This is a genomic window from Streptomyces sp. NPDC040622 (genome assembly GCF_055593965.1).
In genome coordinates this window covers 159541-180421 of the sequence record NZ_JBVIXD010000003.1, presented here as the reverse complement: position 1 = coordinate 180421, position 20881 = coordinate 159541, and the positions used below count along the sequence as shown (strand labels likewise).

17 protein-coding genes are annotated in these 20881 nt (G+C 71.3%); 11 read left to right on the top strand and 6 right to left on the bottom strand.

Features of this window, described 5'->3' with window-relative positions; genetic code table 11:
• Positions 1–33: 33 nt before the first annotated feature.
• From nhaA to ACZ592_RS09135, 3 genes are all read right to left on the bottom strand, one after another.
• Positions 34–1434 (bottom strand): Na+/H+ antiporter NhaA, encoded by a 1401-nt coding sequence (nhaA, locus tag ACZ592_RS09145; RefSeq protein WP_471580877.1) that lies wholly within the window; start codon positions 1432–1434, stop codon positions 34–36.
• 230 nt (positions 1435–1664) lie between these two features.
• Entirely contained in the window at positions 1665–3623 is a 1959-nt protein-coding gene (gene acs, locus ACZ592_RS09140; RefSeq protein WP_471580876.1) for an acetate--CoA ligase, read from the bottom strand.
• A gap of 126 nt (positions 3624–3749) precedes the next feature.
• On the bottom strand, positions 3750–6077 hold the full coding sequence (locus tag ACZ592_RS09135) for a bifunctional SulP family inorganic anion transporter/carbonic anhydrase (RefSeq protein WP_471580875.1): 2328 nt from the start codon (positions 6075–6077) through the stop codon (positions 3750–3752).
• Positions 6078–6374: 297 nt separating this feature from the next.
• Between ACZ592_RS09135 and ACZ592_RS09130 the strand changes: the two genes are divergently transcribed.
• Positions 6375–7646, top strand: coding sequence for a polysaccharide deacetylase family protein (locus ACZ592_RS09130; RefSeq protein WP_471580874.1), 1272 nt, complete (start codon positions 6375–6377; stop codon positions 7644–7646).
• A 15-nt stretch (positions 7647–7661) separates the two neighbouring features.
• On the opposite strand, the gene ACZ592_RS09125 is transcribed toward ACZ592_RS09130, so the two are convergent.
• Positions 7662–8642: an ATP-binding protein gene (locus ACZ592_RS09125; protein WP_471580873.1), complete on the bottom strand. Its 981-nt coding sequence runs from the start codon at positions 8640–8642 to the stop codon at positions 7662–7664.
• 101 nt (positions 8643–8743) lie between these two features.
• On the opposite strand from ACZ592_RS09125, the gene ACZ592_RS09120 reads away from it, so the two are divergent.
• The gene (locus ACZ592_RS09120; RefSeq protein WP_471580872.1) at positions 8744–9598 is read left to right on the top strand and encodes a Fic family protein; all 855 of its coding nucleotides are present in this window, start codon (positions 8744–8746) and stop codon (positions 9596–9598) included.
• A gap of 462 nt (positions 9599–10060) precedes the next feature.
• On the opposite strand, the gene ACZ592_RS09115 is transcribed toward ACZ592_RS09120, so the two are convergent.
• A complete protein-coding gene (locus ACZ592_RS09115) occupies positions 10061–10885 on the bottom strand; it encodes an HAD family hydrolase (protein ID WP_471580871.1) in 825 nt (274 codons plus the stop codon).
• A 522-nt stretch (positions 10886–11407) separates the two neighbouring features.
• Between ACZ592_RS09115 and ssd the strand changes: the two genes are divergently transcribed.
• The 7 genes from ssd to ACZ592_RS09080 all read left to right on the top strand — a co-directional run bounded on the left by ssd (position 11408) and on the right by ACZ592_RS09080 (position 16598).
• On the top strand, positions 11408–12538 hold the full coding sequence (gene ssd, locus ACZ592_RS09110; RefSeq protein WP_471580870.1) for a septum site-determining protein Ssd: 1131 nt from the start codon (positions 11408–11410) through the stop codon (positions 12536–12538).
• Positions 12535–13710, top strand: a complete 1176-nt coding sequence (locus tag ACZ592_RS09105) for a TadA family conjugal transfer-associated ATPase (protein ID WP_471580869.1) — start codon at positions 12535–12537, stop codon at positions 13708–13710. Before ssd ends, ACZ592_RS09105 begins: the two co-directional genes overlap by 4 nt.
• Complete coding sequence (locus ACZ592_RS09100) at positions 13707–14576, top strand: type II secretion system F family protein (protein ID WP_471580868.1); 870 nt, start codon at positions 13707–13709, stop codon at positions 14574–14576. Before ACZ592_RS09105 ends, ACZ592_RS09100 begins: the two co-directional genes overlap by 4 nt.
• Entirely contained in the window at positions 14573–15361 is a 789-nt protein-coding gene (locus ACZ592_RS09095) for a type II secretion system F family protein (protein ID WP_471580867.1), read from the top strand. Before ACZ592_RS09100 ends, ACZ592_RS09095 begins: the two co-directional genes overlap by 4 nt.
• 322 nt (positions 15362–15683) lie before the next feature.
• Positions 15684–15821: a DUF4244 domain-containing protein gene (locus tag ACZ592_RS09090; RefSeq protein WP_471580866.1), complete on the top strand. Its 138-nt coding sequence runs from the start codon at positions 15684–15686 to the stop codon at positions 15819–15821.
• Positions 15808–16221 (top strand): TadE family type IV pilus minor pilin, encoded by a 414-nt coding sequence (locus ACZ592_RS09085; RefSeq protein ID WP_471580865.1) that lies wholly within the window; start codon positions 15808–15810, stop codon positions 16219–16221. Before ACZ592_RS09090 ends, ACZ592_RS09085 begins: the two co-directional genes overlap by 14 nt.
• On the top strand, positions 16218–16598 hold the full coding sequence (locus ACZ592_RS09080; RefSeq protein WP_471580864.1) for an Rv3654c family TadE-like protein: 381 nt from the start codon (positions 16218–16220) through the stop codon (positions 16596–16598). Before ACZ592_RS09085 ends, ACZ592_RS09080 begins: the two co-directional genes overlap by 4 nt.
• 387 nt (positions 16599–16985) lie before the next feature.
• On the opposite strand, the gene ACZ592_RS09075 is transcribed toward ACZ592_RS09080, so the two are convergent.
• Entirely contained in the window at positions 16986–19466 is a 2481-nt protein-coding gene (locus ACZ592_RS09075; RefSeq protein ID WP_471580863.1) for a DEAD/DEAH box helicase, read from the bottom strand.
• Positions 19467–19546: 80 nt separating this feature from the next.
• Between ACZ592_RS09075 and bldG the strand changes: the two genes are divergently transcribed.
• Together bldG and ACZ592_RS09065 are read left to right on the top strand one after the other, a co-directional pair.
• On the top strand, positions 19547–19888 hold the full coding sequence (gene bldG, locus ACZ592_RS09070; RefSeq protein WP_003975386.1) for an anti-sigma factor antagonist BldG: 342 nt from the start codon (positions 19547–19549) through the stop codon (positions 19886–19888).
• Between the two features lie 150 nt (positions 19889–20038).
• Entirely contained in the window at positions 20039–20479 is a 441-nt protein-coding gene (locus ACZ592_RS09065; protein ID WP_471580862.1) for an ATP-binding protein, read from the top strand.
• Positions 20480–20881 lie beyond the last annotated feature (402 nt).

The window sequence follows — 20881 nt, the reverse complement described above, 5'->3', positions numbered from 1 at the left end:
CTTCTGATCTCTTCTGAGATATGTCTGCTCAGATCATGCCGGACCGTTGCCATCCTCGCGTTCCCCACCCGAGACTTCGGCAAGCCTGCGGTGTTCCGCGGCCTTCTTCTCATAGATGGCGGCCATCCGGAGGTGGTAGTCCGGCTTGTCCATCTCGTAGATGTCGGGGATGCCGTCGAGGTCGTCGTCGCGCTCCTCGTCCTCCCACAGCTTGCGGTACTTGGCGTTGCGCATCTTCAGCAGGATCCCCGAGAGCACCGCCGCGATGAGCGAGCCCATCAGGACGGCCGCCTTGACCTCGTCGGTGAGCAGCGGGTCCTCGGTGAAGGCGAGTTCGCCGATCAGCAGCGAGACGGTGAAGCCGATGCCGGCCAGGGAGGCGACCGCGAAGACGTCGGGCCAGGCCAGGTCGTCGTTCAGCTCGGCCTTGGTGAAGCGTGCCGCGAGCCAGGTGCCGCCGAAGATGCCGAGGGCCTTGCCGAGCACCAGGCCAAGGACCACACCCAGTGTCTCCGGCTTGGTGAACACATCGCCGAGCGCGCCGCCCGACACGACCACACCCGCGCTGAACAGGGCGAACAGCGGTACGGCGAGGCCGGCGGAGACGGGACGCACGAGATGTTCGATGTGCTCGCCGGGCGAGTGCTCCTCGCTCTCGTCCTCCTTGTGGCAGCGCAGCATCAGGCCCATGGCGACGCCCGCGATGGTGGCGTGGATGCCGCTGTTGTACATCAGGCCCCAGATGACGAGCGCCAGCGGAACGTAGATGTACCAGCCGCGCACCCGCTTCCTGAGCAGCAGCCAGAAGACGACGAGCCCGAGGACGGCGCCGCCGAGCGCGGCGAAGTTCAGGTCGCTGGTGAAGAAGACCGCGATGATCAGGATCGCGAAGAGGTCGTCGACGACGGCGAGGGTGAGCAGGAAGGCGCGCAGCGCGGAGGGCAGCGAGGTGCCGATGACCGCGAGCACGGCGAGCGCGAACGCGATGTCGGTCGCGGTCGGGACGGCCCAGCCGTCCGTCGAGCCGCCGCCGATGACGTTGGTGAGGACGTAGACGAGCGCCGGTACGGCCATGCCGCAGAGCGCCGCGATGACGGGCAGGGCCGCGGCCTTGGGATCGCGCAGGTCACCGGCGACCAGCTCGCGCTTGAGTTCGATGCCGGCCACGAAGAAGAAGACGGCGAGCAGTCCGTCGGCCGCCCAGTGCTGGATGGAGAGGTCGAGGCCGAGCGAGCCCGGGCCGAGGTGGAAGCTCCGTACGGACTCATAGGAGCCGCCGGCGGTGTTGGCCCAGATCAGCGCGGCGACCGCGGCGACGAGCAGCAGCACACCACCGACGGTCTCGGCGCGCAGGGCGTTCGCCACGAAGGTCCGCTCGGGGAGCGAGAGGCGTCCGAGAACCTTGCGGCTGGTGCTGGGGGTGGGCGCGGCCACGTGAGTCGACCTCCGGTCGGGTAGGCAGGGCAAAGCACATGCCGACCAGACTTCCCGGCGCACCTAGGTACTTCTCGTCGCGTCGCTCTTGTCGCGATGTTGACGCGATCCTTAGCGTACCTAACGTACGACCGGACGTATCCGGTGATCTTCACCTTAAGCACAAAGGGGCCGCCCGGCGCGCTGCCGGACGACCCTTTGCGCGTACGTGAATCAGGCGTTCCGCACCGTCAGTCCTCGCTGGGCGCGGCGGGGAGCTTGGTCTGGATGAGATCCATCACGGAGGAGTCGGCCAGCGTGGTGACATCGCCGACGGCCCGGTTCTCGGCGACGTCCCGCAGCAGGCGGCGCATGATCTTGCCGGAGCGGGTCTTGGGGAGCTCGGCGACCGGGAGGACGCGCTTGGGCTTGGCGATCGGGCCGAGGGTGGCACCGACGTGGTTGCGCAGGTCGGCGACGAGGTTCTCGTCGTCGGCGTCGGCGCTGCCGCGCAGGATGACGAACGCGACGATGGCCTGGCCGGTGGTCTCGTCGGCGGCGCCCACGACCGCCGCCTCGGCGACGGCCGGGTGGGAGACGAGGGCGGACTCGACCTCGGTGGTGGAGATGTTGTGCCCGGAGACGAGCATCACGTCGTCCACGCGGCCCAGCAGCCAGATGTCGCCGTCGTCGTCCTTCTTGGCGCCGTCGCCGGCGAAGTACCTGCCCTCGAAGCGCGACCAGTAGGTGTCGATGAAGCGCTGGTCGTCGCCCCAGATGGTGCGGAGCATGGAGGGCCAGGGCTCGGTCAGGACGAGGTAGCCGCCGCCGCCGTCGGGCACCTCGTTCGCCTCGTCGTCGACGACGGTCGCGGAGATGCCCGGCAGGGCGCGCTGGGCGCTGCCCGGCTTGGTCTCGGTGACGCCCGGCAGCGGCGAGATCATCATGGCGCCGGTCTCGGTCTGCCACCAGGTGTCCACGATCGGACAGGCGTCGCCGCCGATGTTCTTGCGGTACCACATCCAGGCCTCGGGGTTGATCGGCTCACCGACCGAGCCGAGGACCCGCAGGCTGGACAGGTCGAACTTCGCGGGGATGTCGTCGCCCCACTTCATGAACGTGCGGATCGCGGTGGGCGCGGTGTAGAGGATGGTGACGCCGTACTTCTGGACGATCTCCCAGAAGCGGCCCTGGTGCGGGGTGTCGGGGGTGCCCTCGTACATGACCTGGGTCGCGCCGTTGGCCAGCGGTCCGTAGGTGATGTAGGAGTGGCCGGTGACCCAGCCGATGTCGGCGGTGCACCAGTAGACGTCGCTCGAAGGCTTGAGGTCGAAGACGGCGTGGTGGGTGTAGGCCGCCTGGGTGAGGTAGCCGCCGGAGGTGTGCAGGATGCCCTTCGGCTTCCCCGTGGTGCCCGAGGTGTAGAGGATGAACAGCGGGTGCTCGGCGTCGAAGGCCTCGGGGGTGTGCTCGGCGGACTGCTGGGCGACGACGTCGTGCCACCACACGTCGCGGCCCTCGGTCCAGGCCACGTCCTGGCCGGTGCGGCGCACCACGAGGACGTGCCGCACGCCCTCGGCGCGGTCGACGGCCTCGTCCACGGCGGGCTTGAGCGCGGAGGGCTTGCCCCGGCGGTAGCCGCCGTCGGAGGTGATGACGACCTTGGCGTCCGCGTCCTCGATGCGCTTGGCGATCGCGTCCGCGGAGAAGCCGCCGAAGACCACCGAGTGGGCGGCGCCGATGCGGGCGCAGGCCAGCATCGAGATGACCGCCTCGGGGATCATCGGCAGGTAGACGGCGACGCGGTCGCCCTTCTCGACGCCCAGCCCGGTCAGGGCGTTGGCCGCCCGGCTGACCTCGTCCTTGAGCTCGGCGTAGGTGATGGCCCGGCTGTCGCCGGGCTCACCCTCGAAGTGGATCGCGACGCGGTCGCCGTTGCCCGCCTCCACGTGACGGTCCACGCAGTTGTAGGCGACGTTGAGCTTCCCGTCGGCGAACCACTTGGCGAACGGCGGGTTCGACCAGTCGAGCGTCTCGGTCGGCTCCGTGGCCCAGGTCAGCCGGCGGGCTTGCTCGGCCCAGAAACCGAGCCGGTCAGCCTTGGCCTGTTCGTACGCCTCCGCGGTGACGTTCGCGGCGGCAGCCAGCTCCGCCGGCGGCCCGAAGCGACGCTCCTCCTTCAAGAGGTTGGCCAGGCTTTCGTTGCTCACGACATCTCCCTTGCGCTGCTTTGCCGGAGGCGACCGTTGTGTCCGAAGCCACAGCTCATCAGACACAACCCGTGGTGACAAGGGCCTGCCGAGAATTGGTTTAGACCTTTACCTGGGCGGCGCCCGCTAGGCCGTGGCCCGCGCCGTGGGTGCCACCTGATCGAAGACCTCGTCGGGCAGTGGCTCAGGGCCCGCGCCCTCCGTCAGCAGATAGGACTGGGCCTCTCCGACATGGAAGTACATACCGTGCAGTTCAAGATCACCTTCTGCAAGTCGGCGTGCCACCGACTCGTGCGCCCGCAGGTGCTCCAACTGCTGGACCACATTGGTGAGACAGAGTTGCTCGACCGCGTCGGCGGGCGCCCGCCCGGCCAGCCGCGCCCAGGCCCTGTCCTGCGCGCCCATCCGCTCCAGGCTCGGCAGCCCGTGCCGCAGCCAGCGCCGCAGCGGAGTCTGCGCGCCGCCGGGCGGCGTGTTGAGCAGCGCCTGCATCGCACCGCACCCGGAGTGCCCGCACACGGTGATGGACCGCACCTTGAGCACGTCGACCGCGTACTCGATGGCGGCGCCGACCGAGTCGTCCCCGCTCTCGGCACCCGGCAACGGCACGAGATTGCCCACATTGCGGACGACGAAGAGGTCGCCGGGGCCGCTCGACGTGATCATCGAGGTGACGACCCGGGAGTCCGCGCAGGTCAGGAAGAGCTGCGCGGGCTGCTGACCCTCACGTGCGAGCCTGGCCAGCTCGCCGCGCACATGCGGCGCCGTGTTCCGCTGGAACGCGCTGATCCCGCTGGCCAGCTGATGCCCGCTGGGCCTGCTCCGCTGCTCCTCCTCCTGCGGCCGGTCGCAGTGGTGGTTGCGCCACGGCGTCCAGGGGCGGCAGCAGGAGTGCGAGGTGCTCGCGGGCTCGGCGATACGGGTCCCTGCGCGGCCGGTGATCTCGACGGTGCCGCCGTGCGCGACGTGCGCGTCCTGCCAGCACTGCAGTGATTCGTACGCGGCGTGGTCCATGAAGGAGCCGTCCAGCTCCACGATCACGTCCGCGCCCTGGGGCACGAGGTGCAGGGTCCTGCTGAGCCGGGGCACCGCGAGGAACGTCAGCTGTCCGCGTACGCGCACGTGGTGGACGCCGTCGACCTCGCAGTGGGTGATCCGGGTGCGGGTGAGCCGGTGCAGCGAGACGGCGACGGCCACGGCGACCCCCAGCGCCACGCCTTCGAGGACGCCGAGGAAGACCACGCCGAGGGTGGTGACGGCGTAGACGAGGATCTCGCGGTGGCGGGTGACGGTCCGGATGTGGTTCAGGCTGACCATCTGGATGCCGACGACCATGACGAGGGCGGCGAGCGCCGCGAGGGGGATCAGCTCCAGGACGGGGACCAGGAGCAGCGCGGCCACTACTACCCAAACGCCGTGCAGCATCGTGGAGTTCCTGCTGACGGCGCCCGCTCGGACATTGGCCATGCTGCGCACGGCGACCCCGGCGACGGGAAGCCCGCCGAGCGCTCCGGACACGATGTTCGCCGTGCCCTGGCCGAGCAGCTCGCGGTTGAGGTCGGACCGGCGGACGTCCGGGCGCAGTTGGTGCCGTCCCGCGACGACCTTGTCGACGGCGACGGCGCCGAGCAGCGACTGCACGCTGCACACCAGCGTGATGGTGAGCACGGCGGCCACGAGACCCAGCGCGGGGCCCTCGGGCAACCCGGCCAGCGCGTGGCTGCGCCAGGAGGGCAGGTCGACCTTGTCGACGTGGAGCCGGGCGAGCGAGGCGACGGCCGTCGCGACGGCGACCGAGACGAGGGCCGCGGGCAGGATGCGGGCGATGCGGCCGGCGCGGCCGGGGAGCCGCGGCCAGAGCAGCAGGATCGCGAGGGTCAGCAGGCTGATCGACAGCGCGGCCGGATGCAGGTCGGCCAACTGGGCGGGCAGCGAGCGGAGGTTGGCGAGCACGGAGCTTTGCGGGGTGCCGCCCAGCACGATGTGCAGCTGGGCCACGGCGATGGTGACCCCGATGCCGGCCAGCATGCCGTGGACGACGGCCGGGCTCACGGCGAGCGCCGTGCGGGCCACGCGCAGGCAGCCGAGGCCGAGTTGGGCGATCCCGGCGAGGACGGTGATGGCGCAGGTGGTGCGCCACCCGTACCGGTTGATGAGGTCTGCGGTGACGACGGTGAGTCCGGCGGCGGGGCCGCTGACCTGCAGCGGAGAACCGCCGAGCGCTCCGGCGAGGATGCCGCCGACGGCGGCGGCGACGAGGCCCGCCTGGAGGGGTGCTCCGGTGGCGAGGGAGATGCCGAGGGAGAGCGGCAGGGCGATCAGGAAGACGGCGACCGACGCGGACAGGTCGGCACCGGCGATGCGGAACCTCTTGCCGGGCGGCGGGGCGTGGGGCTTGTTGGCGCGTGGCGTGTGGGCCGAGTCGGTGGTGCGAGTGGGGACGCAGGCAGACATGTTTCCCGTCTCCTCCGGGGCAGCGCGGTCGCGGGACAAGGGGTCCTCCGGAGGTCTCCGGAGGGCGGGTCGCGGCCGTGGGTCACGGCGTGCAGCGGCGGGATATCTCAACTCTCGGTAAATGGATCGTAATCCAGAGTAAAGACTTTGGGTGGACTATCGGAGCAAATGGTGCAATCCGTCACCCGAATGAGCGAATAAAAATTCTTATCGGCTTGTCGGAACGCTGCTCTCCGGACCCCGTGCGAGGTTCTGTCCGATCTGTCCCGACTTGCACGGAAAGAAGGTGGGCGGAACATGGCCGCCACCCGGAGGATCACCGCGAGCCTCACCGCCCTTGTGGCGTGCGTAGCGACGCTCGCTGGCTGCGCCGACAGCAAGCCCCCAGCCAAGGAAGGCGCCCACGGCGCGAAGAAGGCGACCGGGGCGCAGGCCCCCAAGAGCCCCGTCCGGATGATCGGTGACGGTTCCACCGCCTTCACCGGAAAGCAGCCGAACCTGTCGAGACCCGCCCGCCTCAAGCCCGGTCAGAAACCACCGCAGTTCGTGGTCTTCTCCTGGGACGGCGCCGGCGAGGACAGCCAGAAGCTGTTCTCGCACTTCCGCAAGGTCGCCAAGCGGAACAACGCGACGATGACCTACTTCCTCAGCGGCGTGTACATGCTCCCGGAGGCGAAGCGGAAGCTCTACAACCCGCCGCAGCACCTGGCAGGCAGCTCGGACATCGGCTTCAACGACCGCAAGGGGATCAAGGACACCGTGGACCAGCTCCGCGGCGCCTGGCTCGAGGGCAACGAGGTCGGCACGCACTTCAACGGCCACTTCTGCGGCGAGGGACGCGGGGTGGGCGAGTGGTCCGTGGCGGACTGGAAGAGCGAGATCAACCAGGCCAAGTCCTTCGTGAAGGGCTGGAAGACGAACACGGGCATGAAGAAGGCGAAGCCGCTGCCCTTTGACTACGACAAGGAACTGGTCGGCGCCCGCACCCCCTGCCTCGAAGGCCAGAAGAACTTCATGCGGGCGGCCCGTGAACTGGGCTTCCGCTACGACACCAGCGGCGTCAACAACCAGCTCTGGCCCAAGAAGAAGGAGGGGCTGTGGGATCTGTCCATGCAGCTCGTCCCGGTCCCGGGCCGCAAGTTCGAGACGCTCACCATGGACTACAACTTCATGGTCAACCAGTCCGGTTCGACCTCCCACGGCGACCCCTCGCGGCACGAGTACTGGGGCGACCAGATGCGTGACGGCCTGCTCCAGGGCTTCGACCGCGCCTACAAGGGCAACCGCGCCCCGCTGATCATCGGCAACCACTTCGAGTCCTGGAACGGCGGCACCTACATGCGTGCCGTCGAGGAGACCGTCGACTCGGTCTGCACCAAGCCCGAGGTGCGCTGCGTCTCCTTCCGGCAGCTGTCGGACTGGCTCGACGCCCAGGACCCGAAGGTGCTGGCGAAGATGGCCGAGCTGCCGGTCGGCAAGGCGCCGAAGGAAGGCTGGGCGGCGTTCCTCTCCGCCCAGCCCGCGCCGGCCCCCAAGGGCGTACCGGGCGCACCGGCCGTCAAGCAGTAGCACCCGGCGGCCCGTTCACGCCGTGGCGGTCAAGCGCTCGCGCAGGACGAACGCGGGGTCGACCTGGGCAGCCAGGTCGGCCCCCGTGCGCTCGTTGCCCCAGCTCTGCGCGTTCTTCAGGTGGAAGTGGACCATCTGGCGGGTGTACCGCTCCCAGTCTCGTCGTTCGTACGAGGTGTCGACGGCGTCCTGAAGTGCTTGCAGGGAACGGCGGTTGTCCTCCTCGAGGAGCTCGAAGCGCGGCGGGCGCCCCTTCTCCATGGCCCGCACCCAGTCAGAGTGCCCCACGGTCACCAGGAGGTCGTCGCCGACCTCCGCGCGCAGGAAGTCCACGTCGTCCTGGCCCTGCACCTTGTTGCCGACGACAGCGAGGCCGACACCGAAGTCGCGTGCGTACTCCTTGTACTGGCGATAGACGGAGACCCCCTTCCTCGTCGGCTCGGCCACCAGGAACGTCATGTCGAAGCGCGTGAACATGCCGGAGGCGAAGGAGTCCGAGCCTGCGGTCATGTCCACGACCGCGTACTCGTCGCGGCCGTCGACCAGGTGGTTCAGGCAGAGCTCCACCGCTCCCGTCTTGGAGTGGTAGCAGGCGACACCGAGGTCGGCTTCGGTGAACGGCCCGGTGACCATCAAACGCACGGTGGCGTCGTCGAGTTCCACGGACCGGGCGCACGCGTCGAACACGGGGTTGTCCTCGCGCAGCCGCAGGAGCCGTGAGCCCTCGCCGGGGGGCGTCGTCTTGATCATCGTGTCCGCGGACGTGATCCGCGGGTTGGAGCCCCGCAGGTAGTCCTTGATCAGGGGCAGCCTCGCGCCCAGGGCGGGCAGTTCGGCGGCCACCGCCTCGTCGAGGCCCAGCGCGGGGCCCAGGTGCTGGTTGATGTCGGCGTCCACCGCGATGACGGGCGCGCCGGTACCGGCGAGGTGGCGGATGAAGAGCGAGGACAGCGTGGTCTTCCCGCTGCCGCCCTTCCCTACGAAAGCGATTTTCATAACCACAAAGGGTAGCCGTTCAGGCACCGTGCGTGCCCGGTGCGCGTGAAGAAGACCACTCCTTCGTGGACCGGAGCCCCGGAGTACGTAGGGTCGTACTCATGAGTACGACAGCCGACCCTTCTCCGGGCTCCCGACCCGGCCCGGTCGACGGAGACCCCCTCGCGGCGCTCGGGGCGCTCCCCGGCGTGGCCGACTCCGTGGACTCCGTGCGCAAGGCCGTGGACCGCGTCTACGGGCACCGGATCATGCGGCGCCGCAGCAACGAGATCACCTCCGAGGCGGCACTGCGCGGCGCGCGCGGCTCCGCGGCGCTCTCCGGCGCCGAGTGGGCGCTCGAAGAGGTGCGTCGGCGCAGCGATTTCAGCGGCGACGGCGAGGCGCGCACGCTCGGCGCGGCCCTGCGCCTGACGGCCGAGGCCGGTCAACTCCTGTCCATCTGGCGGCAGTCACCGTTGCGTGTCCTGGCGCGCCTGCACCTGGTCGCCGCGGCCGACTCCGACGAGAGCGCGGGGCGCCCGAGGCTCGCCGGGGAGTCCGTCGACGAACCGCTGGTCGAGCTTCCCCTGCCGGACGCCGACGAGGTGGCGGGCCGACTGGAGGGGCTGTCGCGGCTGATCATCACGGGCAGTGCGGCGCCGGCGCTGGTGATGGCCGCCGTGGTCCACGGCGAACTGCTCAGCCTGCGCCCCTTCGGCTCGCACAACGGCCTGGTCGCGCGGGCCGCCGAACGTATCGTCCTGGTGGGCAGCGGCCTCGACCCGAAGTCGGTCTGTCCGGCGGAGGCGGGTTACGCGGAGCTGGGCCGCGCCGCCTACGTGGCGGCCCTGGACGGCTACGCGTCCGGCAGGCCCGAGGGCATGGCGGCCTGGATCGCCCACTGCGGCAGGGCGGTCGAGCTCGGCGTCAGGGAGTCCACGGCGGTGTGCGAGGCGCTGCAGCGCGGCGCGGCGTAAGAAGGCCACCCGGAAAAGGGGCCCGAACAGGGATGCGGCGGTACGGAGATCCGTACCGCCGCTGGCATGTCCACCGGGTTACCAAGCGTCCTCGAAGTGTTGCCCATCAGGTCGGGACGTTGCCCGTCACCTGGTGCGGCTGGCCCGTAATCGACGGGTCGACGTCGCGTGGGTGCTCGGTGTTCATGCTTCGGTCCGTGGGGCCTTTACTGCGTTTGAAGGTGATCCTCTCGGATGTCCTTGGTCTCGCGGGCCGTTGAATCCTTTGTACTCCTGTCCTGAGGTAAGCGGAAGTCCTGGCCGCACTTCTTTACTTTTACGTTCAAACAGGTGCGAATCGGACGTGCGTTCCAGCTCGGCCGTTCCGGCCCGTTCCGGCCCGTTCCTGCCCGTTCCTGCCCCCTCCCGGCGCCGCCTGCGGGGCCCGGTGGCGGGGGTCGGGGGTCGGTTGCCGGGGCTTGTTCAGCTCGCGGCGGCGCGGCGCCGGCTGGTGAACCACACCAGGCCCGCCGTGGCTGCGGCGGCGCCGACGGCGGCCACGGCGACGAGGGCGGGACGGGGCGGCGCGGGCAGGCGCTGCTTCAGGCGCACCGGACGGTGGAAGTCGAGGATCGGCCACGCGCGCGTGAGGGCCTCGCGGCGCAGCGCGCGGTCGGGGTTGACCGCGAAGGGGTGCCCGACGGACTCCAGCATCGGCAGATCGGTCGCCGAGTCGCTGTAGGCGAAGCAGCGGTCGAGGTCGTACCCCTCCGACTGCGCGAGCTCCTTGATCGCCTGCGCCTTGGTGGGTCCGTACGCGTAGTACTCCACCTCGCCGGTGAAGCACCCGTCGTCCCCGACCACCATGCGGGTCGCCACCACGCGGTCGGCGCCGAGAAGCTCACCGATCGGCTCGACGACCTCGGCGCCCGAGGTGGAGACGATGACGACGTCGCGGCCCGCGGTGTGGTGCTCCTCGATGAGTGAGGCGGCCTCGTCGTAGATGATCGGGTCGATCAGGTCGTGCAGGGTCTCGGCGACGATCTCTTTGACCTGTCGCACGTTCCACCCGCGGCACAGCGCGGACAGGTACTCGCGCATCCGCTCCATCTGGTCGTGGTCGGCGCCGCCCGCCAGGAAGACGAACTGCGAGTACGCGGTGCGCAGTACCGCTCTGCGGTTGATCAGGCCACCTTGGTAGAACGACTTGCTGAAGGTGAGCGTGCTCGACTTCGCAATGACCGTCTTGTCCAGGTCAAAGAACGCGGCAGTGCGGGGCAAGGAGTGGTTTTCCACGAGGCCGAGCATAGGCGCCCACCATTCGGCGTAAGCTGAGGCGCGTGGGTTTGCTTGAGAAGGCTCTCGGGTACACCATGGAAGTCACGGATCGTTCGCGACCGTGCTAACCCGGTCTGGCTCCTCCCCCCCCGAGTCGGACCGTGGGGACGACCCCCGCTCTCCCCCCCGGCGGGGGTCGTCGCATGTCCGGATGGGTTTTTGAACCCTCCGTTGATCCTCGTTCGGCCCTCGAGCCGCTCTCCGCGCCGACTCTGTGCTCATTTGAGCCGCGCAAGATCCGTCACTGTGTGTAGCCGAGAGGCTGCTCTGTGGAAGCCGTCGCGAAGGCGGCGCGATGTCACCGGTATGGGTGATGGGGATATTCACAGGCATCGCCTTGTCCACAGTTATTGACCAAGATCCACACGATTTCCCGCAGCCCCGCACGCTGATTCCGCTCGTTCCGCTCGCGAAGTTCATGGCCGGATTGCTTTGTCCGGTTCTTCGGCGATGCGGAGCGCGGCATTCACAGACGTGTTGTGTGAGAGGGGGATGGAGATCGTGGGTGGAGTCATTTCACGGGACAGGGCCGCGCCGACCGCCGGGCGGCAGGGCGGACCGCTGATCGTCACGGAGGACGTGGAGCTGCTGGACGACCTGCTGCGGCTGTGCGCCGCGGCGGGCGCGCTGCCCGAGGTGCACCACGGCGGGCCCGGGCGCAGGGAGGGCTGGGAATCGGCTCCGCTTGTCCTGGTCGGGGACGACGCGGCGGACCGCCTGCGCGGGGCGGTGCGACGCCGCGGGGTCGTGCTGGTTGGGCGGGATCAGGACGATTCCGGTGTCTGGCGCCGGGCGGTGGAGATCGGCGCCGACCATGTGCTGCTCCTGCCCGACGGCGAGCAGTGGCTCGTGGACCGCATCGCCGACGTCGCCGAAGGCGTGGGGAGGCCCGCGCTCACCGTCGGCGTCATCGGCGGCCGGGGCGGCGCCGGGGCCTCGACCCTGGCCTGCGCCCTCGCGGTCACGGCGGCCAGGGCCGGCCGGCGCACGATGCTCGTCGACGCGGACCCGCTGGGCGGCGGCCTGGACGTGCTCCTGGGCGGCGAGAGCGCCGAGGGGCTCCGCTGGCCGGCCTTCGCCACATCGCGGGGCAGGCTCGGCGGAGGCGCGCTGGCGGAGTCCCTGCCGGAGCTCCACGCCCTGCGGGTCCTGAGCTGGGACCGGGGCGACGCGGTCACGGTCGCGCCCGAGGCCGCGCGGGCGGTCGTCTCGGCGGCCCGCAGGCGCGGCGGAGTGGTGGTCGTGGACCTGCCCCGCCGGGTGGACGAGACGGTCGCCGAGGCACTGGCACAGGTCGATCTGGGACTCCTTGTCGTGCCCGCGGAGCTGCGCGCGGTGGCGGGCGCGCGACGGGTGGCGTCCGCCGCGGGCATGGCGCTGCGGGATCTGCGGGTGGTGGTCGCGCAGGGTGCGGGGCTCGCGGGATCCGACGGGCTCGACTCCGAGGAGGTCGCGCGTCTGCTCGGGATGCCGCTGGTCGGCGAGGTGCCCTGGGAGCCCGGCCTGTCGTCGGCACAGGCCGCGGGGACGCCGCCCGGAGGCGCCGCGCGCGGACCGCTGGCACGGTTCTGCGCGGCTTTCTGGGACCGGGTGCCGGTCGACGCCGGGGGAGGCGGCGCATGAGCGCGGTGGTCGGGACGCGGATGCTGGACGGGGTCCGGCAGTGGCTCGCGGAGAACGGCACGGAGCCGACCCCGGCCCGGGTCGCCGAAGCCCTGCGGGCCCAGGGCAGGGTGCTCGGAGACACCGAAATCCTCGGCGCCGCCGAACAGTTGCGCTCCGAGCTGGTCGGAGCGGGCCCCTTGGAGCCGCTGCTCGCGGACGCCTCGGTGACCGACGTGCTGGTCTCCGCGCCCGACCGGGTGTGGGTGGACCGGGGCGGCGGCCTGGAGCTCACAGGGATCACGTTCCGGGACGCGGCGGCGGTGCGGCGGCTCGCACAGCGCCTCGCGGCCGTGGCCGGGCGACGCCTGGACGACGCCAGGCCCTGGGTGGACGCCCGCCTCCCGGACGGCACCCGACTGCACGCGGTGCTGCCACCGGTCGCCGTGGGCTCGGCCTGTCTCTCCCTGCGGGTCGTACGGCCCCGGGCCTTCACCCTCGGGGAACTGGTCGCCGAGGGGACGCTCCCGCCCGGCGGCGACCGCTTCCTGCGCGCCCTGCTCGACGCCCGGCTGTCCTTCCTGATCAGCGGAGGTACCGGCAGCGGCAAGACGACACTCCTGAGCGCACTGCTGGGCCTGGTCGGCCCCAAGGAGCGGATCGTACTGGCCGAGGACTCCGCGGAGTTGAGGCCCGAGCACCCACACGTGGTGCGCCTGGAGTCCCGACCCGCCAACCAGGAAGGAGCAGGCCTCGTCGGCCTGGACGACCTGGTGCGACAGGCACTGCGCATGCGCCCCGACCGGCTGGTCGTCGGCGAGGTGCGGGGCGCCGAGGTGGTGCACCTGCTGGCCGCGCTGAACACCGGGCACGAGGGCGGCTGCGGCACGGTCCACGCCAACGCCGCGGGCGACGTCCCCGCGCGCCTGGAGGCGCTGGGGACAGCGGCGGGGCTCGATCGGGCAGCCCTGCACAGCCAGTTGGCCGCCGCCTTGTCGGTAGTGATCCATCTCGTACGGGACAGGGCGGGCCGCCGTCGGATCGCCGAGGTGCACGTCCTGGAGCGGGCGGCCTCCGGCCTGGTGGTGACGGTCCCGGCGCTGCGGTGGGACAAGGCGGCCTTCGCCCGGGAGCAGGGCTGGCCACGACTGAACTCACTCCTCGCGGAGGGCGCTTGGAGCGATGCCGAATGACCCCATCGACATCGACATGGGCAGCGGCCCTGTGCGCGGCAAGCGCGGCCGGCCTGCTGGGCCGGAGGAACACGCAATCCCACCGCATGCGAGTGCTGTTCGCCGACACCGCACCGCCCTTGGCCCCCGCCTGGCACCGGACGGTGGAGGCCGCCCGAGGCCGCTTGCGCCACGAATGGTGGTGCCTGGCCGCGGGGGCGGCGGTCGCGCTGCTGGGGGAGTCCGTGTTGCCCCTGGTCATGGGCGCGGCCGGGGTCCCGATGGCGGCGCGCGTACGGCGGGCCAGGGACGCGCGCCGAGCCCGAGATCGGCGCGGCGACGCGGTGATCGCGCTCTGCGGTGAGCTCGCGGGTGAGGTGCGGGCGGGACGACAGCCCGGAGAGGCGCTACGACTGGCCCTCGACGACTCCGCCGACGCGCGGGACCGGGGCGCCGGGGACGCCTCGGCCCGCAGCGCGGTGCTGGCGGCGGCGCGGTTCGGTGGCGATGTGCCGGGGACGCTGCGCGAGGCGGCTCGCGAGCCCGGCGCCGAAGGACTCCTGGGGCTCGCGGCGTGCTGGCGGGTGGCGGTGGACCGCGGCGCGGGACTCGCCGCGGGGCTGGAACGCCTGGAGGCCGCCCTGCGCTCGGAGCGCGATCAGCGAGCCGACCTCCGTGCCCAGTTGGCGGGCGCGCGCTCGACCGCGGTGATGCTCGCCGGGCTACCGGTACTGGGCCTGCTGATGGGCTCCGCCCTGGGAGCGGACCCGCTGCGGGTGCTGCTTCACACAGGGCCGGGGCTCGGATGCCTGGCGGCCGGCGGAGTACTGGAGGCCGTCGGCGCCTGGTGGGCGCTGCGGATCGTACGGGGAGCGGAGGGCCGATGAACGTTGTCCACAGGCTGGGGGTGGCCGTGTGGGACATCGCGGCGGTGCTCTGGCTGGCGCTGACACTGCTGGCGGCGCGACGCGAGAGGGCCCTGCGGCGACGAGCGAAGAAGACGCTGGACGTGGCAGAACCCCCCGCGCGCTGCCGGACGCCATGGTGGAGTCGCTGGGGCGGAGCACGGGAATGGCTGCTGGTGGCAGGCACGGCGAGCGCGGTCCACGCGCTGGTGGGCGGAGTCCCCGGCCTGCTGGCCGGAGCGGCGGTCGGCTACGGAGTCCGACGCCGGAGGCGGCGCACAGAAGCAGCCTCGCGCACCCCGGACGAACGGCGAGAGGCGACACGGACGTCCATACAACTCCCCCTGGCAGCGGACCTTCTGGCGGCCTGCGTAGCCGCAGGGGCGAGCCCGGTGGCGGCGGCCCACGCGGTCGGTGAATCCCTGCAGGGCCCCGTGGGCACTCGGCTGGCGCGCGGAGCGGCGGAGGTGCGGCTGGGCGGCGAACCAGTCGACTCCTGGCGGCAATTGGGCGCCATACCCGGCGCCGCTCCACTGGCCCGGCTTCTGGAGCGGGCGGGCGAGTCCGGGGCACCCGCCGCGGCCCCGGTGGCACGCCTGGCCGCGGACGCCAGGGCGGAGCGGGGCCGGGTGGCGACGGCCGGGGCGCGCAGGGCCGCGGTCCTGATGACGGCACCCGTGGGTCTGTGCTTCCTGCCGGCGTTCGTGGCGGTCGGAGTGCTGCCGGTGGTGATCGGTCTGGCGGAGGGCTTGTTGAGCAAGGGCTGAGAGGGGGCAGCGACCCCGACCACGACTCGTGCAGACCGGCAGGGGACAGGCGCCCGGCCGACGACGGTGACCGCCACCTGACGTCCGCTACCTGACGTCCGACACCGCCACCCGACGTCCGACACCTGAGATTCAACGACCGAGATCAATCAATCAAGTCTGACAACTGACCGAGTGAACAAACCGAGTGAACAAGGGGATTGAAATGCGGGGGCAGATGATGCGAGGCCGATCGACGGGATACGTCTGGGGTCAGTGGGGCCGGACCCGACTTGACGGACTGAGGAGTCGGGCGGGCCGCGCGGTCGGCGAGGACGCGGGGATGGTGACGTCCGAGTACGCGATGGGGCTGATCGCGGCGGTGGGCTTTGCCGGGCTGCTCTACAAGGTGGTGACGAGCGGCCAGGTCAGGGCGGCTCTGCAGGCGCTCGTGGAGAAGGCGCTCGATGTTCCGTTCTGAGGCGGAGCGGACGAGGCGGCACGACTGCTTCCGGTACCGGCAACGCCTCTCGGACAGGGGATTCGTGACAGCGGAGGCGGCGGTGGTGCTGCCGACGCTGGTGCTGTTCACCATGGCGCTGATCTGGACCCTCCTTGCCTTATCGGCGCAGATCCAGTGCGTCGACGCCGCCCGGGCCGGTGCCCGCGCGGCGGCCCGGCAGGACCCGGATGCCCTGGCCGTGGCAGCGGCACGACAGGCGGCGCCGCGCGGAGCGAGCGTGACCGTACGGCGCGAAGGAGAGCTGGTGCGGGTCGAGGTGGCGGCGGACGCGCCGGGACCGGCGGTGCTGCACCTGGGCCTGCGGCTGCGGACCGAGGCGGTGGCGTTGGCGGAAGAGACGGTGGGGGCGGGCGCGTGAGGAGGGCAGGCAAGTGGCGTGGCGCAGGCGGCGATCGCGGGGCCGCCACCGTGTGGGTGGTCGTCGGCATGGCGGTCCTCGGCGTGATCTGCGGCGCGGTTCTCACGATGGCGCAGGTCGTCGTGGCCCGGCACCGGGCGGGCGGCGCGGCCGACCTGGCGGCGCTCGCGGCGGCGGACCGGTGGGCGAAGGGTTCCACGGGGGCGTGCGCGGGGGCCGTGCGGGTGGCTGAGGCGCAGGGGGCGCGGATCGTGCGGTGCGTGGTGCGGGGGGAGATCTCCGAGGTCACGGTGTCGTCCTCGGCGGGCCCTTTCTCGGCCACGGTCAGGTCCCGGGCGGGCCCGGGAGGTCCTCCGGCTGTTGGGCTTCAGCGGTAGCGCGGTGCCTGGCCCCTGGGCCTTGGACGGTCCTGGGTGGGTGGGGTCTGCCCTGCGTGGGCGGGCGCGGGTGTGTTGGGCTTGTCGCGCAGTTCCCCGCGCCCCTGAAAGCCCACTCGCCGCGGACGCCTCGACGGTTTGCGGGTGCGGGTGTGGTGCGGCTTGTCGCGCCGTTCCCCGCGCCCCTAAAGCAACAGCCGGCCGGCACCCGCCCAACCGGCCGGAGGGGGCGCGGGGGTATGTGCGCACGGAGCACCGAGGAAACAATGGCGTCTTTGTTCGTGCAGCGCGGCGCAGGGATAGCGAGTACGTACATACCCCCGCGACCCCGCCCCACAGCCGAACCCCAGGCGAGTCCGCCCCAGGCGCCCCGCCAGTCACCGCTCCCTAACTCCTAACCCCTGCCCCCTGACCCGCCACCCCCTCCGCATCCCTCAGCAAAACCGAAAGGAGCCGAACCGCCCCGCGCTTGTGCAGCGGATCGTTGCCGTTGCCGCACTTGGGGGACTGGATGCACGAAGGGCAGCCCGCCTCGCACTCGCAGGACGCGATCGCCTGGCGTGTGGCCGTCAGCCACTCCCGCGCCGTGCGGAAGGCCCGTTCGGCGAAGCCCGCCCCGCCGGGATGGCCGTCGTACACGAAGACCGTGGGAAGGAGCGTGTCCGGGTGCAGCGGCACGGAGACGCCCCCGATGTCCCAGCGGTCACACGTGGCGAAGAGCGGAAGCATGCCGATCGAGGCGTGCTCCGCGGCGTGCAGGGCGCCGCCGAGGATCTCGGGATTGACGCGGGCGGCGTCGAGTTGGTCCTCGGTGACGGTCCACCACACCGCGCGCGTACGGAGCGTACGAGGAGGGAGGTCGAGCTTGGTCTCGCCGAGCACTTCGCCGGTGATGAGTCTGCGGCGCAGGAAGGAGACGACTTGATTGGTGACCTCGACGGAGCCGTAGCAGAGCCGCCCGGCCCCCCAGGGGACCTCCGTGTCCGTCTCCAGGATGGAGATGGCCGTGGTGTCGCGCGCGGTCGTGGAGTAGGGCGGCACGGCCTCCTCGACGAGGGCCACCGAGTCGTCCAGGTCGAGATGCCGGACGAGGTACGTGCGTCCTTGGTGGAGGTGGACCGCGCCTTCGTGGACGGTGGTGTGCGCGGCGGACGCGTCGACCGTGCCGAGCAGGCGTCCCGTGCCCTCCTCGACGATCTGGACGGGCTTCCCGCCCTCGCCCCGGATGTCGGTGAGGTCGGCGGCCCGCTCCCTGCGGGTCCAGTGCCAGGCCTTGGTCCGGCGGCGCAGCAGCTTCGCGGCCTCCAGCTGGGGGAGCAGCTCCTCGGCGGCGGGCCCGAAGAGGACGAAGTCCTCGTCGACCAGGGGAAGTTCCGAGGCGGCGGCGCAGAGATGGGGTGCGAGGACGTACGGGTTGTCGGGGTCGAGGACCGTGGACTCCACGGGCTGCTGGAACAGCGCCTCGGGGTGGTGGACGAGATACGTGTCCAGCGGATCGTCGCGGGCGACGAGAACGGCCAGGGCGCCCTGCCCGGAGCGCCCCGCGCGCCCGGCCTGCTGCCAGAGCGAGGCCCGGGTGCCCGGGTAGCCGGCGATGATGACGGCGTCCAACCCGGAGACGTCGACGCCGAGTTCGAGGGCGGTGGTGGCGGCGAGGCCGAGGAGCTCTCCGGAGTGCAGGGCGCGCTCCAAGGCGCGGCGCTCCTCGGGGAGGTAGCCGCCGCGGTAGGCGGCGACGCGGCGGGGGAGGGAGCGGTCGACCTCGGCGAGGCGTTCCTGGGCGATCACGGAGATCAGTTCGGCGCCGCGCCGGGAGCGTACGAACGCGACGGAGCGCACGCCCTGGACGGTCAGGTCGGTGAGCAGGTCGGCGGTCTCGGCGGTGGCGGTGCGGCGGACCGGGGCGCCCTTCTCGCCGTGGAGTTCGGTGAGAGGAGGCTCCCAGAGGGCGAAGACGAGGTCGCCGCGGGGTGAGGCGTCGTCCGCGACCTCTTTCACGGGCAGTCCGGTGAGGCGCTCCGCGGAGGCGGCGGGGTCGGCGGAGGTGGCGGAGGCGAGGAGGAAGACGGGCTCGGAGCCGTAGCGGGCGCAGAGGCGGCGCAGTCGGCGCAGGACCTGGGCGACGTGGGAGCCGAAGACGCCGCGGTAGGTGTGGCACTCGTCGATGACGACGTAGCGCAGGGCGCGCAGGAAGGAGGACCAGCGCGGGTGGGAGGGAAGGATCCCGCGGTGCAGCATGTCGGGGTTGGTCAGCACGTAGTTGGCGTACTGCCGGACCCATTCGCGTTCCTCGAAGGGGGTGTCGCCGTCGTACACGGCGGGCCGCACCGCGTTGCCGAGAGGGGCCGCGAGTTCCCGCACGGCCCGGCGCTGGTCGGCGGCCAGGGCCTTGGTGGGGGCCAGGTACAGGGCGGTGGTGCCGCGGCCGTTCGGGGCTTCGGAGCCGTCGAGGAGGGCGGAGAGGACGGGGGTGAGGTAGGCCAGGGACTTCCCCGAGGCGGTGCCGGTGGCGACGACCACGGATTCCCCGTCCAGGGCGTGCTCGGCGGCCTGGGCCTGGTGGGCCCAGGGGTGCTCGATGCCCGCGCCCTGGACGGCGGATATGACCTCGGGCCGGATGCGGTCGGGCCAGACTGCATACCGGGCCTCACGTGGGGGCAAGTGCTCCGTATGAGTGACGCGCGATGCACGGCTCGGCCCCGCGGTGAGCCGGTCAAGAACGGTCCGCGGGGACGTGTGTGCCGGGGCTCCCGCAGAGGGTCCTCCGGGAGAGGAAATTTTGGCCATCGGCACCGAGTGTGTCACTGGCGGGATGGACAATGGTCCCAAGGCGTCGTGCACGCCTGCCGGTAAGTGATTGAATGCCATCGCGGCTGGCGATCCGTCCTGGGGGCTCTGCCGAGGTGTCCCGAGGGATGACCGCTCGATAGCAAGGTGCTGGAGGATCCGTGGACCTGTCCCTGTCGACCCGTACCGTCGGCGATCGTACGGTCGTCGAGGTCGGTGGCGAAATCGATGTATATACCGCGCCCAAGCTGCGCGAGCAGTTGGTCGAGCTGGTGAACGACGGCAGTTTCCACCTGGTCGTCGACATGGAGGGCGTGGACTTCCTCGACTCCACCGGGCTCGGCGTACTGGTCGGCGGCCTGAAGCGGGTGCGTGCCCATGAGGGCTCGCTGCGCCTGGTCTGCAACCAGGAGCGCATTCTCAAGATCTTCCGTATCACCGGCCTGACCAAGGTGTTCCCCATTCACACCTCGGTCGAGGAAGCGGTCGCGGCCACCGACTGAGTCGTGGCCACCGACTGAGTGCCGGCCGATTCTTCGGCCGGGCGGAAGTCGGACCCGCCGGGCCCTCCGGGGCCCGGGCTGGCAGTACAGCAGGGGACCGGGCCTGCGGCCCGGCCCCCTGACAGCACGTGCGTATGTCGAGGGGGATGCATGGCCACCGTTGAGCTCCGCTTCAGCGCGCTGCCCGAGCACGTCAGGACCGCCCGTCTCGTGGCGGCCGCGGTGGCGCGCAGGGCCGGAGTGGACGAGGCCGTTCTCGACGAGGTCAGGCTCGCGGTCGGCGAGGCCTGCACGCGCGCCGTGGGCCTGCATCAGAGCAGTGGTGTGTCGGCGCCGGTGCGGGTGGCGCTGATCGAGGACGAGAAGCAGTTCTCCATCGAGGTCGGCGACGAGGCACCCCGTGCGGCGCCCGGTGACCGGGCGCCCGGCACGCGGCTTGGCGTGGGCGACGACGCGGAGGCCGAGGGCGAGGACGACATGGGCCTCGCGGTCATCAGCGGTCTCGTGGACGACGTGGAGGTCACGTCCGGCGAGTCCGGCGGCCTCATCCGCATGAGCTGGCCGGCGACCCCGGCGACGCTCCTTCCCTGACGCGGCCTGCGAGCGCTCTCCAGCCCGCCCTCCTCCGCCCCCCTGCCCCCTGCCCGTCTCCTGGACTCGGCGCCCTGCCCGTACGCGGCCCCACGGCTCCGCATCCGGGCCCTCTGCGCACGCGGACACGCACATCACCACGGCGCACATCACACGCACATCACCACGGCATCGCCCGTCAGACGTCCGTCCTGCCCCCTCAGGCGCCCCGAGACGCCCAGTACGAGCCCCGCCACGCCCCCGCGTCGGTCCGGGTCGACGCCCGCCCTCCCGGGCCCTCTGATCGCCCTCCTCGGGCCCCGCTGACCCCACGGCGAGTACGGCCTGTGAACAGGTGCTTTTCTTTTTCTGATCATTTATTGGCCTAGATCGACGATCTAGCGTCAACGGTTTTGGGGCATT